Annotated in this window: 13 protein-coding genes; 12 read left to right on the top strand and 1 reads right to left on the bottom strand. The window is 64.9% G+C overall.

All coding sequences use genetic code 11. The features are described from left to right. Nucleotides 1–5: 5 nt before the first annotated feature. The 9 genes from FBY33_RS05585 (at nucleotide 6) to FBY33_RS05545 (ending at nucleotide 9,216) form a co-directional block, all read left to right on the top strand. The gene (locus FBY33_RS05585; RefSeq protein WP_142029665.1) at nucleotides 6–1,385 is read left to right on the top strand and encodes an FAD-binding oxidoreductase; all 1,380 of its coding nucleotides are present in this window, start codon (nucleotides 6–8) and stop codon (nucleotides 1,383–1,385) included. 40 nt (nucleotides 1,386–1,425) lie between these two features. Then, nucleotides 1,426–3,210, top strand: coding sequence for a thiamine pyrophosphate-binding protein (locus FBY33_RS05580; protein ID WP_235010458.1), 1,785 nt, complete (start codon nucleotides 1,426–1,428; stop codon nucleotides 3,208–3,210). Continuing rightward, nucleotides 3,128–3,529 (top strand): YidH family protein, encoded by a 402-nt coding sequence (locus tag FBY33_RS05575; protein ID WP_142029664.1) that lies wholly within the window; start codon nucleotides 3,128–3,130, stop codon nucleotides 3,527–3,529. Before FBY33_RS05580 ends, FBY33_RS05575 begins: the two co-directional genes overlap by 83 nt. 3 nt (nucleotides 3,530–3,532) lie before the next feature. Then, the gene (locus FBY33_RS05570; protein ID WP_142029663.1) at nucleotides 3,533–3,877 is read left to right on the top strand and encodes a DUF202 domain-containing protein; all 345 of its coding nucleotides are present in this window, start codon (nucleotides 3,533–3,535) and stop codon (nucleotides 3,875–3,877) included. Nucleotides 3,878–4,190: 313 nt separating this feature from the next. Then, on the top strand, nucleotides 4,191–5,243 hold the full coding sequence (locus FBY33_RS05565) for a D-2-hydroxyacid dehydrogenase (protein ID WP_142029662.1): 1,053 nt from the start codon (nucleotides 4,191–4,193) through the stop codon (nucleotides 5,241–5,243). Between the two features lie 19 nt (nucleotides 5,244–5,262). Next, nucleotides 5,263–6,000, top strand: a complete 738-nt coding sequence (locus FBY33_RS05560) for a fumarylacetoacetate hydrolase family protein (protein WP_142029661.1) — start codon at nucleotides 5,263–5,265, stop codon at nucleotides 5,998–6,000. Nucleotides 6,001–6,097: 97 nt separating this feature from the next. Beyond that, nucleotides 6,098–6,895, top strand: coding sequence for an IclR family transcriptional regulator (locus FBY33_RS05555; protein WP_142029660.1), 798 nt, complete (start codon nucleotides 6,098–6,100; stop codon nucleotides 6,893–6,895). 160 nt (nucleotides 6,896–7,055) lie between these two features. Then, the gene (locus FBY33_RS05550) at nucleotides 7,056–8,405 is read left to right on the top strand and encodes an MFS transporter (protein ID WP_142029659.1); all 1,350 of its coding nucleotides are present in this window, start codon (nucleotides 7,056–7,058) and stop codon (nucleotides 8,403–8,405) included. A gap of 175 nt (nucleotides 8,406–8,580) precedes the next feature. Further along, nucleotides 8,581–9,216: an ANTAR domain-containing protein gene (locus FBY33_RS05545; protein ID WP_142029658.1), complete on the top strand. Its 636-nt coding sequence runs from the start codon at nucleotides 8,581–8,583 to the stop codon at nucleotides 9,214–9,216. Between the two features lie 33 nt (nucleotides 9,217–9,249). Here the strand turns inward: FBY33_RS05545 and FBY33_RS05540 are convergent, their stop codons facing one another. After that, nucleotides 9,250–9,654, bottom strand: a complete 405-nt coding sequence (locus tag FBY33_RS05540) for a CBU_0592 family membrane protein (RefSeq protein WP_142029657.1) — start codon at nucleotides 9,652–9,654, stop codon at nucleotides 9,250–9,252. A 258-nt stretch (nucleotides 9,655–9,912) separates the two neighbouring features. Here FBY33_RS05540 and FBY33_RS05535 point away from each other — a divergent pair, with 258 nt between their 5' ends. The 3 genes from FBY33_RS05535 to FBY33_RS05525 all read left to right on the top strand — a co-directional run bounded on the left by FBY33_RS05535 (nucleotide 9,913) and on the right by FBY33_RS05525 (nucleotide 13,259). After that, complete coding sequence (locus tag FBY33_RS05535; protein WP_142029656.1) at nucleotides 9,913–10,362, top strand: helix-turn-helix transcriptional regulator; 450 nt, start codon at nucleotides 9,913–9,915, stop codon at nucleotides 10,360–10,362. Then, on the top strand, nucleotides 10,359–10,778 hold the full coding sequence (locus FBY33_RS05530) for a VOC family protein (RefSeq protein WP_142029655.1): 420 nt from the start codon (nucleotides 10,359–10,361) through the stop codon (nucleotides 10,776–10,778). Before FBY33_RS05535 ends, FBY33_RS05530 begins: the two co-directional genes overlap by 4 nt. 111 nt (nucleotides 10,779–10,889) lie before the next feature. Then, on the top strand, nucleotides 10,890–13,259 hold the full coding sequence (locus FBY33_RS05525) for an ATP-binding cassette domain-containing protein (RefSeq protein ID WP_200831442.1): 2,370 nt from the start codon (nucleotides 10,890–10,892) through the stop codon (nucleotides 13,257–13,259). Nucleotides 13,260–13,275 lie beyond the last annotated feature (16 nt).

Below are 13,275 nucleotides of genomic sequence, written 5' to 3'. Positions count from 1 at the left end.
GAAAAATGCACGTCGCTGAACGCTCGCAAGCTACCGAACGACTCCGGGCAGCCCTTCCCGGGATCGTCGAAACCGAACCCGGTGACCTGCTGGCCTACACTTCTGACCGCTCTGGCCACCGCTCCGACGGCGTGCCGGCAGCGGTAGTCCACGCGCGCACGATCGAGGACGTGCAGAAAACCTGCCGCATCGCCTCCGAAACCCGGACCCCCATCGTCACCCGTGGTGCCGGCACTGGCCTCGCCGGCGGCGCCATTGCCAGCCCCGGGGAAATTGTCCTCTCCACCCAGGCGATGGACCAGATCCTGGAGATCTCGGTCGAGAACCGACTGGCCGTTGTCAGGCCCGGGATCCTCAACGGAACCTTGAACCGTACCCTCGAGCAGCACGGCCTGTGGTGGGCCCCGGATCCGGCCAGCAGGGACATCTCCACCGTCGGCGGCAACATCGCCATGAATGCCGGCGGACTGCTGTGCGCCAAGTACGGGGTGACCCGGGAATCGGTGCTGGCCCTCAAGGTCGTTCTGGCAGACGGGCGCCTGCTGTCCGTCGGGCACCGCACGGTCAAGGGTGTCACCGGCTACGACCTCTGCGCGTTGATGATCGGCTCGGAAGGAACACTCGGCATCATCGTCGAGGCAACCCTGAAGCTGCAGCCCCTCGTCCGCGGTGACGTCGTCACCATCGGAGCCTTCTTCGACACCATCGAAGAAGGTGCACGTGCCTCCGCTGCCATCACAGGCGCCGGCCACGTCCCGGCGATCATGGAACTCATCGACCGCCGCACACTGGAGTGCGTGGCCCGATATACCGGCACTGATTTGCTTGCCCGGGGCGGGGCGTACTTCCTTGTCCAGTGTGACGGGCCCGACGCTGCAGAGACCGCACAACTAATTACCGACCTCATACAAACCGCCCGCGGCAGAGCAGAAACAACTGTCGATCCAGCCGAGGCTGAACACCTGCTGGGCCTGCGCCGCCAAGCCTTCCCTGCCCTCGAAGCCATGGGCACCATGCTTGTTGAGGACATCGCTGTGCCCCGGGACATGATGAGCGCTACCTTCGCCAAGATCCGTGAACTGGAGCAAAAGTACGCTCTCATCATCCCTACCACCTGCCACGCCGGTGACGGAAACCTGCATCCTACCTTTGTTTTCGAGGGCACCACCGTCCCGGAAACCATTTGGACGGCCGCCGGGGAGCTGTTCACCTACGCCTTGGAAGTCGGCGGCACTCTGACCGGCGAGCACGGTATCGGGCTGCTCAAGCGCGCCTGGCTCGCCGAGGAGCTCGGGCCCGACCAGTACGAGTTGCAGCGCCAAATCAAGGCGGTCTTCGACCCGGCCAACATCCTCAACCCCGGAAAAGTGTTCGCCGACAGCTAGCAGTCACCCCGCCCGACAGCCCTTCAAAGAAAAGAACGCCGTGACCACTACTGCGACAGTCTCCACCTCCTCCTACTACACCCCGGCAGCCCCGACCGTTTCCACTGCCGTAGGTGAGGCGCTGAGAGAGCGCACTGGCCACCTCTTCGGGCTGATGGGCAACGGCAACGCCCAGCTGATCAGCCACCTCACCCAGGCCGGTTTCCCCTACACCTCCGCCCGGCACGAGGCGGCAACAGTCACCATGGCGGACGCCTATCACCGCTCCACCGGCCGGATCGGGGCAGCGACCACCACCTACGGGGCCGGCTTCACCAACGCCTACACCGCCCTGGCCGAGGCCCGTCTGGCAAGAATCCCACTCGTTCTCGTCGTCGGTGATGCCCCCTCCGCCGCACAACGTAGCTTTGACATCGACCAGACGGCCGCCGCCGCAGCCACCGGGGTCACCACCTTGATGGCGGCACCGGACAACGCCGCCGCCATCACCCACCGCGCGTTCGACCTGGCACTGCAAACTGTCCAGCCCGTGGTGCTGGCCATCCCCTATGATCTGGCAACTGCCCCGCTCACAGATCCAGTTAGCCTGGACCCGCTGCCAGCCAAATCGTCCTGGTCCGCCTCCACTCCTGAACTGGACCGGGTGGCAACGGCTCTTCGAACCGCCAAACGCCCCCTGATTCTTGCCGGCCGCGGCATACTGCTCGCAGACGCGGTGGCGCCCCTTCGGGAACTGGGAGACCGGCTCGGAGCCCTGTTCATGACCTCCGTCATGGCCGCGAACGCCTTCGCGAGTCCCTGGGATCTGGGCATCGCCGGCGGGTTCACCAGGGCCCACCGGCTGGAACTCGCCCAAGCCGCCGACGTCGTGCTGGTGGCCGGGGCATCCATGAACGCCTTCCAACTCCGTTACGGAACCCTGTTCGGGCCGGACGCCAAGGTTATCCGGGTGGACAACGAACCCGACGCTGCCCACGCTCAGGTAACCGACTACGTCCGCGCGGATCTGGGTCCTTTCCTTGAAGAACTCAACCCCCGCATCGAGAGCATTGAGCCGCAAGGCGTGTGGCGAGAGCGTGTCCCAGAGGTTGCCAGCCCCAGTTTTCGTTCCGCTGAACCAGTAGAAGACCCCTCCGAATTCGGCCCCGACGGCCGGCTTAATCCCCGCACCGTCGTGGCTGCCCTCGAGGACATCCTGCCCAAGGAACGCTCAGTGGTCATGGACGGGGGCCACTTCATGGGCTGGGCCCCAATGTACATGTCTGTGCCGGACCCCCAGGCCATGATCACGGTCGGCACCGCCTTCCAGTCCATCGGACTGGGATTCGGCTCCGCCGCAGGCGTCTCCGCAGCCAGACCGGACCGCACCACCGTCTTCATCACCGGGGACGGCGGCGGACTCATGGGCCTGTCCGACTTCGAAACCTTCCTGCGCACCACCCGCCGCGGCGTGGTCGTAGTGCTAAATGATTCCGCTTACGGCGCCGAACTGCACCAATACGCCTCGAAGGGTCTGGATGACAAGGCCATGCTCATCGATGAAGTGGACTTCGCCGCCATCGGACATGCACTCGGAGCAGAGGGAACAAAAGCCCGGACCCTAGCCGACCTGACCACCTTGGAAGACTGGCTAGCCACACATGACACCGGCGTTTTCGTCCTCGACGTGGCCATCTCCCAAAAAGTCGTAGTCGAATACATGGCCGCATCCCTAGAGTCCGGCAACATGAAGTTGCCGTCGCTTGACAGACGCCACAAAAACCCCGCAAAACAAACGCCGCAGCGGGTTCACGGACCGAATACTCCAGGGCGGCAGCGAGCCTGATCCTCGATTCACACTCGCTAACGAACGTACCTTCCTGGCATGGATCCGCACCTCGCTGGCATTGCTCGCCGGAGGTGTTGCAGTCGAAGCCTTCATGGCCGACCTCTTCGGCTCGGAACTGCGGAAGACCGTCGCCGTGTTGCTACTGGTCCTGGCCCTCGCCATCGCCGGCGGCTCCTTCTTCCGCTGGCTCAAGGTCGAACGCGCCATGCGGCACAACATCCCCCTGCCGCTGCCCTGGATCACGCCGATCCTGGCAGCAGGAGGCGCCCTGGTCGCCGCCGCCATGGTCGTGTTCGTCATCGCTCACCCCGCCTAACCCATGCCTGCGCCAAGGAATACGCTGACGCACGGCGACGCCGGCCTCCAACCCGAACGGACTGACCTGGCTTGGGGCCGCACCACCCTGTCCCTGGTCGTAGCCGCCGCCCTCTTCCTGCGCTGGCTGCCCCACCACGGCTGGTTCATCGGCACCCTCGTCACAGCCGCCACGCTCACCGCAATAGCCATCAGCCTCACGCGCAGGCGCCGCTTCCACCGCGCCATCTATGGCATTAAACACGAGCGCATGGTCCCGGACACTGCCTCCGCAGCAGCCCTCGCAGCCAGCGTCGTCATCCTGTCCCTGCTCGGAATCTATGCCGTCCTCTTCCTTCCACTCGAGTAGCTGACAGCAGGGGCACATGGGCCACTAGCAACAGCAATCCGCAGCCCAATGAACTTGGGCGCAACTTTCGTATCAGGTTGAAGCACACCCCAACCTGACGTCAGGTAAGGGTCTGAACTACGTCCAATTGGAGTCCAAAACCGATATTCCTGACGCCCTAGTCCGACGTTCAAAGACCTCAACCTGACACCTACCCTCAGGACGTCCGTACCCGAGAGCCCTTTATTCCGGAGATCAAATACGGGTGCTCTACAAGAGATACGACTTCGAAAGATCGTTCAGCATACTGTTCGTCATCCTTTATGATGAACAGATGACTTCCCGTAAGACCGTAGCCATCGCAGTACCGCTCGAAGCTGAGCTCGTGGACCGCATCCGCGCCGTCGATCCATCAGTCACCGTCCTTTATGAGCCGGACCTCCTGCCGCCGGAACGCTACCCGGCAGACCATGCCGGTGATCCCGCCTTTAAGCGCACCGACGAGCAGGAGGAACGCTACTGGGCCATGCTCAACAGCGCGGAGGTGCTCTACGGGTTTCCCAACGAAAGCCCTGCCGGGCTTGCCCGCATCGCCCTCGACAACCCCGGACTGCAATGGGTCCATGCCATGGCCGCGGGAGCAGGCGGAGCGGTCAAGGCGTCCGGACTGAGCCAGGATCTCCTCCAGAAGTTCAAGATCACCACTTCCGCCGGGGTACACGCCCTGCCCCTCGCAGAGTTCGCAGCGATGGGAATCCTCAACGGCTTCAAGCGCAGCGCCGAACTTGCCCAGGATCAGGCGGCGAAGTCCTGGCCCAACCTCCGGGTCCCCACCCGGCTGGTCAACGGATCGACCCTGGTTATCAGCGGGCTGGGGGAAATCGGCCTGGAAACAGCCAGGATCGCCCGCGCCCTGGGCATGAAGGTCAGCGGCAGCAAGCGGACAGTGGAGCCCATCGACGGGATCGAGGAGGTTGTGGACAACGCCGGCCTCCCCGCCCTCCTGTCCACGGCAGACGCCGTCGTCAACACCCTGCCGGGCACGGAGTACACGGAAAAGCTGTTCAACCGCGAGATGTTTGCCGCCATGAAGCCAGGAACCACCTTCGTCAACGTAGGCCGCGGAACCGTAGTGGACGAGGATGCGCTGCTGGAGGCACTGGACAACGGCCAGGTGGGCTACGCCTGCCTGGACGTCTTCGCCGTGGAGCCGCTGCCAAAGGACAGCCCGCTATGGAACCACCCCCGGGTCATGGTTTCGCCCCACACCTCGGCCCTCAGCGCAGCCGAGAACCGCCTCATCACCGAGCGCTTCTGCAGCAACCTGCGCACGTTCCTCGACGGCGGGGATCTCCCCCACCTCGTGGACACGGTGCACTTCTACTAGGCCGCGGCAGGGAGAAAAGATGCGCATCGCCAGGCTCAACACAGCGGCAGGTCCCCAGTACGCAGTGGAACGCGACGGCACGTGGGACCACATCATCGACCCGTTTGAGGGAGCTCTCCGGTACACCGGCGGCACCACGGCACACAGTGAGGCCATCTTCCTCGCCCCGGTGACGCCCGCCGTCGTCCTCGGCATCGGCCACAACCTGACCCTGAATGACCATCCGCTGCCCATCCAGGCCTGGCACAAGTCGGTGCACACCATCGCCGACCCCGGGGACACGGTAACGGCCGCCCGCAACCGCGGCATCGTCAATGCCGAAGGGGAACTCGCCGTGGTGATCGGCAAGACCGCCACCAACCTCACGGTGGAGGACGCCCTGGACCACGTCCTGGGCTACACCTGCGTCAACGACATCACCAACGTTGACCAAAACGCGGTGGACGAAAGGAACTTCCAGGGTAAGGCCGGCGTCAACTACACGCCACTGGGACCGTGGATCGAAACCGGACTCCCGGACCCGGAGCGTACGCGCATCGACGTGTACGTGAACGGAACAGCCAGGGCCAACTCCGGCACCTTCAACCTGCCATCCAGCGTGGCCGAATGCCTTGTCTACGTCACGTCCTGGCTCACCCTTGAGCCGGGGGACGTGGTGATGACCGGCGCACCCGGCACCGCGGTACCCGTGGCGCCCGGTGACCGGGTGGACGTTGTAGTGGAGGGAATCGGAACCCTGAGCAGCGCCGTGGCCTGAGCCGGGGCAGCATTAGGGGGCGTCGCGAGACCTTAAGATGGATAACGTTCAGTTGACTGAACACCAGCGAAGCCCGTCCGGCAACCTAAGGAGAATCATGGCCGATTCCCCCATTCCCGCTTCATCCGATAAATCGGGAACCGCCTCTCCGGCGCCCGCCGTCACGCGCGCCGCGGCCGTCCTGGATGCCCTGGCCGCCTCGGCAACCGGCCGGCTGACACTGAGCGACCTGTCGCGCGAAGTGGGAATTCCCAAGTCATCCACCTCCAACCTCCTGCTGGCCCTGGAGGAGGCGCGCCTGGTCAGCAGGCAGGGCGCGGAGTTCACCCTCGGCCGCAAGCTGGTGGAACTCGGTGCCGCCTACCTGGGCCGCATGGACGAAGTCCAGGAGTTTTACCGTTACTGCGAACAAGCCTCCGTCCTTTCCCGCGAGACGGTCCGGATCGCCATGCTGGACGGAACCAACGTCATTTACCTTGCCCGGTACGAGGGCCACCCCGCAGTCCGGCTCACCTCCAACATCGGGGACAAGATGCCCGTATCCCTCTGCGCAGTGGGCAAGGCGCTGATCGCCCGGCTGAACGTGCACGACATTGAGGAGATGTTCCCCGATGATGCAGAATTGCCCGTCCTCACGCCAAAATCCCTGCGGACGGGCGCGGAACTGAAGGCCCAGTTGCGGGAGATCCGCGAGCAGGGCTTCGCCTTCGAGGATGAAGAATCCACCACCGGCGTGGTCTGCCTGGCCGTTGCCGTCCCCACGCGGGGTGCGCACGGTCCCAGCCTGGGCCTGTCCGTAACGGCGCTCAAGGCCACCTACACGCCGGAACAGGGTTCCCAGATAGTCAAGGAACTGCAGGAACTGGCTCATTCCCTGGGCAACCCCATGGGATAGGTACCTGGAGGGCCGAGCATTCCGGGTCGTAACTCAAACCCAAAACTGTTGCCAGCCGTTCAGCTTGCTGTATTGTGTTCAGCATAGTGATCGACACAACAGGTGTTGTCGCTATCCCACCAGGCCAACGGGGGCCTGGAGTGCATTAGAGGGAGTTCTCGTGACAACTCGTACTAACTCACCGCAGGCCACCACGGACGGCGCCGTCGTCGATCCGGACCAGCTGCGACGTGCAACACTTGCCAGCTCCGTGGGCTCAGCCCTGGAGTACTACGACTTCTACATCTACGGCCTTGCGTCGGCCCTGATCTTCGGTCCGCTGTTCTTCGCGCCGCTGGGTGAAAGTGGCGCTGTCATCGCCTCCTTCGCCACCTACGGCGTGGGGTTCGCGGCGCGGCCCTTCGGCGGCGTGGTCTTCGGCCACATCGGGGACCGCTTCGGCCGCAAGATGGTGCTGATCCTGACCATCGGCCTGATGGGCCTGTCCAGCTGCGCCATCGGCCTCCTGCCCACCTTTGAACAGGCAGGCATGCTGGGAGCGGTGCTCCTGGTAACACTGCGGATCCTGCAGGGCCTGGGCGCCGGTGCCGAACAGGCAGGTGCCACCACCCTCATCTCGGAGGTGGCACCGCGCCGCCGTCGTGGTTTCTTCGCCGCCCTGCCGTTCGTGGGCATCCAGCTGGGCACCCTCCTGGGCGCCGGCACCTTCGCCCTGATGGCCCTGGCGGACAAGCAGGTCCTGCAGGGCTGGCTCTGGCGCGTTCCCTTCCTGGCCAGCATCATCCTGATCGCCGTCGCCGTCTTCATCCGGCTTCGGCTCAAAGAGACCCCGGTCTTCCAGGAATTGGAGAAGCACAAGGCCGTGGTCAAGAACCCGGTAGGCCAGATCTGGAAGCACTCCAAGAAGAACGTGCTGGTCGGCATCGGCCTCCGCATGGGGGAAAACGGCAACTCGTCCATCTACTCCGCGCTGTTGGTGTCCTTCATCAGCATGCCGGCCGGTGTCTTCGCCGGCGACAAGTTCATCGGCCCCACGGGCCTGCTGATCGCCGCAGGCTTCGCCGCGGTACTGGTTGTTGCCTTCGGCGCCCTGTCCGACCGTTTCGGCAGGGTCCCCGTCTACCGCTACGGCGCACTCTTCCAGGCCGTTATCGCCTTGCCGGCCTTCTACCTGGTCACGCTCGGCAATGTGGCACTGGTCTGGGCAGTCATGGTGGTGGGCATCGCCCTCGGCGTGCAGTCCATGCTCGGCCCGCAGTGCGCCCTGCTGCCGGAACTCTTCGGCTCCCAGCACCGCTTCACCGGCGTGGCCCTCAGCCGTGAACTGTCCGCGGTGCTCGCCGGCGGCTTCGCCCCGATGATCGGCGTCGCACTGCTGGCGGCCACCAACCACTCCTGGCTGGTGCCCGCGCTCTACTCGCTGGTTTTGGCGGCAATCTCGTTCGCCACCACGTTCTTCACCCCGGAAACCAACGGCCGCGACCTGGTGCTCGTAGAGGATGCCAGCTAAACAACCACACCACCCCGCCCACGCCACGGATCCCGCACCCTTGGGTGCGGGATCCCTTGCGCCGGGCACCACCCCAGCCGAAGGACTCACCACGGACTACTAACCCTGCGATATTCTGTTCCTTTGAATCCGGTCCAGGGGGTGGCCAGGACACAGCACGTCGAATGGCCCTTCAATGATTCCCAGCAGCGATCTTCCAGGACTTGCGTCAGTCAACCTCCCGCATGAGGATTTCCTCGACTGTCCCACCGGACTGGTCGAGTACTACTTCTCAGACGGCATCTTCCGCTGGTCGGATGGGCTGTACCGGATTTACGGGTATGAGCGCGGCGAGGTTGTCCCGTCCATGGACATGGCAATGGCCCACATCGAGCCGGAAGACCGGCCAAGGGTCCAGGCCTATTGGGAACGCGTCTCGTCCGCAGGCGGGCCATCGTCCATCTACGTGTCCATTCGGGACCGGAAGGACCGCCAGCACAAACTGCTCTACTCCGCGGACTACATCCTTGAAGGGGACACTCCCGTTGGTGTCTGGGGTGTGGTGGTGGACCTCACGCAGTCAATCCATACGGACCGCCACCGACTTGCCACCGAGGCCGTCGCCGCATCAGCGGTCAACCGGGCAGTGATCGAACAGGCCAAGGGCGTCCTGATGGGGCGCACCGGGGTCACCGCGGACCAGGCCTTTGAACTCATCAGCCAGTTGAGCCAGGATTCGAACCGCAAGGTGTATGCCATCGCACAGGAAATCGTGGAACGGGCAACCGTCCAGGGCGGTGACCCGCAGGACCAGGACCACCCCTTGCTGTAGCGGCCGCACCCAGGCCTGGACCGCCGTGGAAACCTATAACGCCAGGCGCGGCCCGTCCGCCGCAACAGGCACGGAACCAACAACAGGCCTGGAAGCTACAACAGGAATGGAACCGGTCAACGCCTCCACAACAGCCATCTGGCCGGTTGTATCGGGGACCCCGGGGTACTGAACCTGCGCCGGCTCAACGGGAGCAACGGGGCCTTCGGAATGCATGCGGACCAGCGCCACTGCGGAGATCAGGAACCACGCTACGTTCGTGACCACGGAGGGCCACGCCCCGTGCAGGGTCCCGTTGATGATGAAGGCCACGGAGCCGAACAGGTTGGCCGTCTGGAAACCCTTGCCGGCTTTCAGCCAGCCCATGGAAACGGCGAGGTATGCACTCAGTATCGCCGCCGCGCCTGCCCAGCCGGCAATTTCCCACAGCAGTTCCATGGCGTCCTTCCAAAGTGGTGCCTGCGCAGTATCAGGGCAGGGCTGAAGATGGGTAATTCAAGGTTTGGTTTGCGCCGGATGCCGTCCTGGAAGGACCGGCAGCGTCCAGCTCTGCGTTGCCTCAAGCCCTGTTCGGGCGAGGACCTCATTCGCTGGCGGCGGCATAATCATACCCCGCGCCGAAGCGCTCATTTGACGCACCATTCCCCGCTGCCCGAAGGGTGGACGAGACCCTTGCCGCGTAGCACGATCAGAGCTGTGACCACCAGCCCCGCTTCCGATCCGTACCTCCGCGAACTCACCCAGTTGAGGCGCGTCAAGGACCGGATGGACCGGGAGTACGCGCAGCCGCTGAACGTCGAATCCCTCGCCAGGGACGTCCACATGTCCGCCGGCCATTTCAGCCGCCGCTTCAAGCTCGCCTACGGCGAATCCCCCTACAGCTACCTCATGACCCGCCGGATCGAACGGGCCATGGCGCTGCTGCGCATCGGCGACCTCAGCGTCACTGAGGTGTGCTTCGCCGTCGGCTGTTCCTCCCTGGGGACCTTCAGCACCCGTTTCAGCGAGCTGGTGGGCATGCCGCCCAGCGTCTACAAACAGGAGGCACAAAGCGCGGCGGCGGGAATCCCCGCCTGCGTGGCCAAGCAGGTCACCAGACCGGTCAGGAATCGAGAAGCGCCCCTCCCCGAGCCGTTACTAGCATGACTGCCATGGACATCAACATTTCCTCAACCTTCCTTCCCGCCACCGATCCGGACGCCTCCCTGGCGTTCTACCGCGACGCCCTGGGCTTCGAAATCCGCAACGACGTGGGCCGCGGCACCATGCGCTGGATCACCGTTGGCCCCGCAGGCCAGAAGGACGTTTCCATCGTCCTGCACCCGCCTGCCGTGGACCCGGGCATCACCGAGGACGAACGCCGCACCATCTCCGAGATGATGGCCAAAGGCACCTACGCCACCATCGTCCTCTCCTCCCCCAACGTGGACGCCGCGTTCGCCATAGTGGAGGCAACCGGGGCCGACGTCGTCCAGGAACCCATCGACCAGCCGTACGGCATCCGCGACTGCGCCTTCCGCGACCCCGCCGGCAACACGGTCCGCATCAACCAGCAGCCCTAGGCATATAAACAGACACGTATATAACGGACGACGCCGGAGCGGGGCTGCAGGCCAGCTACGCTTCGGCGCCGCTCCAGGAAGAAGGGGGACACCTTGAGCACGGAAGCAGACATGGAAACCAGGCAGGCGGCGCACGTTGCCGACACCCACGACCTGATCCGCGTCCAGGGTGCGCGGGAGAATAACCTCAAGGACGTGAGCCTGGATCTGCCCAAGCGCCGGCTGACCGCGTTCACGGGTGTTTCCGGCTCGGGCAAGAGTTCCCTGGTGTTCGCCACCATCGCCGCCGAGTCGCAGCGGATGATCAACGAAACCTACAGCGCCTTTGTCCAGGGGTTCATGCCCAGCCTGGCCCGGCCGGACGTGGACCGGCTGGAGGGCCTGACCACGGCGATCATTGTGGACCAGGAACGGATGGGTGCCAACCCGCGCTCCACCGTGGGCACGGCCACCGACGCCAACGCCATGCTGCGGATCCTGTTCAGCCGCCTGGGCAAGCCCTATGTCGGCCCGCCCACGGCCTTCTCCTTCAACGTGCCCACCCGCAAGGCCAGCGGCATCATGAGCACCGAGAAGGGCGGCCGGGTGGAGAAGAACGTGGTCCGCCAGGTCACCTACCTGGGTGGCATGTGCCCGCGCTGCGAGGGCATGGGGAACATCAGCGACATCGACCGGACCGCCCTGTACGACGATACGAAGTCCCTGTCCGAAGGTGCGCTCACCGTTCCCGGCTACTCCATGGATGGCTGGTACGGCCGCCTGTTCGAGGGCATGGGCCTGCCCATGGACAAACCGATCGCCAAGTTCACGGCGAAGCAGCTGGACACGATGCTGTACGCCGAGCCCACCAAGATCAAGGTGGAAGGCGTCAACCTCACGTTCGAGGGCGTCATCCCCAAGATCCAGAAGTCCATGCTCTCCAAGGACGTGGAGGCCATGCAGCCGCACGTGAAGCGGTTCGTGGAGCGCGCCGTCACGTTCGCCACCTGCCCGGACTGCGGCGGAACGCGGCTCACTCCGGAGGTGCTCAACGCACGGATCAACGGGAAGAACATCGCGGACCTCTGCACCATGCAGATCAGCGACCTGGCGCAGTGGATCCGGGGCCTGGATGAACCCTCCGTCCGCCCGCTGCTCGTCGGGCTGCGGGACCTGCTGGATTCGTTCGCCGAGATCGGCCTGGGCTACCTCTCGCTGGACCGGCCGGCCGGAACCCTCTCCGGCGGCGAGGCACAGCGGACCAAGATGATCCGCCACCTGGGTTCCTCCCTGACCGATGTCACCTATGTTTTCGATGAGCCCAGCATCGGGCTCCACCCGCACGACATCGAGCGGATGAACACCCTCCTGCTGCAGCTGCGGGACAAAGGCAACACCGTCCTGGTGGTGGAGCACAAGCCGGAGATGATCGCCATTGCCGATCACGTCGTCGACCTCGGCCCCAAGGCCGGCACCGGCGGCGGCGAGATTGTCTACGAGGGCGACGTCGACGGGCTGCGTTCCAGCGGCACCATCACCGGACGCCACCTGGACGACCGCGCCCGGCTGAAGGATTCATTCCGGCAGCGGACGGGCGCACTGGAGGTCCGCGGCGCCTCGACGAACAACCTGCACAACGTGGACGTGGACGTTCCGCTCGGCATGCTGTGCGTGGTGACGGGCGTGGCCGGTTCCGGCAAAAGCTCGTTGATCCACGGCTCGCTGGCCATGCGCGAGGGCGTGGTGGTGATCGACCAGGGCGCCATCAAGGGGTCCCGGCGCAGCAACCCGGCCACCTACACCGGCCTGCTGGAGCCCGTCCGCAAGGCCTTCGCCAAGGCCAACGGCGTGAAGCCGGCACTCTTCAGCTCCAACTCCGAGGGCGCCTGCCCCACCTGCAACGGCGCGGGCGTGATCTTCACCGAACTCGGCGTGATGGCCACGGTCGAATCCACCTGCGAGGACTGCGAGGGCCGCCGCTTCCAGCCCGCCGTCCTGGAGTACACCCTGGGCGGGCAGAACATCGCCGACGTGCTGGCCATGTCCGTGGACGCAGCGTTGGCCTACTTCGCGGAGGGTGAGGCCAGGACGCCGGCCGCACACAAAATCCTTGAACGTCTCGCGGACGTCGGCCTGGGCTACATCACGCTCGGCCAGCCGCTGACCACTTTGTCCGGCGGCGAGCGCCAGCGGCTCAAGCTCGCCACGCAGATGGCGGAGACCGGCGACGTCTACATCCTGGATGAGCCAACAGTGGGCCTGCACCTGGCCGACGTCCAACAGTTGCTGGGACTGTTGGACCGGCTGGTGGATTCCGGCAAGTCGGTCATCGTGATCGAGCACCACCAGGCGGTGATGGCGCACGCGGACTGGATCATCGACATTGGTCCCGGAGCAGGGCACGACGGCGGCAGGATCGTTTTCGAGGGCACGCCGGCCGAGCTGGTGGCCGGGCGGGCCACGCTCACCGGGCAGCATCTGGCAGCGTATGTAGGGGCCTGAATCCGCGCGTACGCTG

It is taken from the genome of Arthrobacter sp. SLBN-112, assembly GCF_006715225.1.
Taxonomy (GTDB): domain Bacteria; phylum Actinomycetota; class Actinomycetes; order Actinomycetales; family Micrococcaceae; genus Arthrobacter.
Note: the sequence above shows the minus strand (reverse complement) of the source record. Positions and strands in the feature narration are given on the sequence as shown.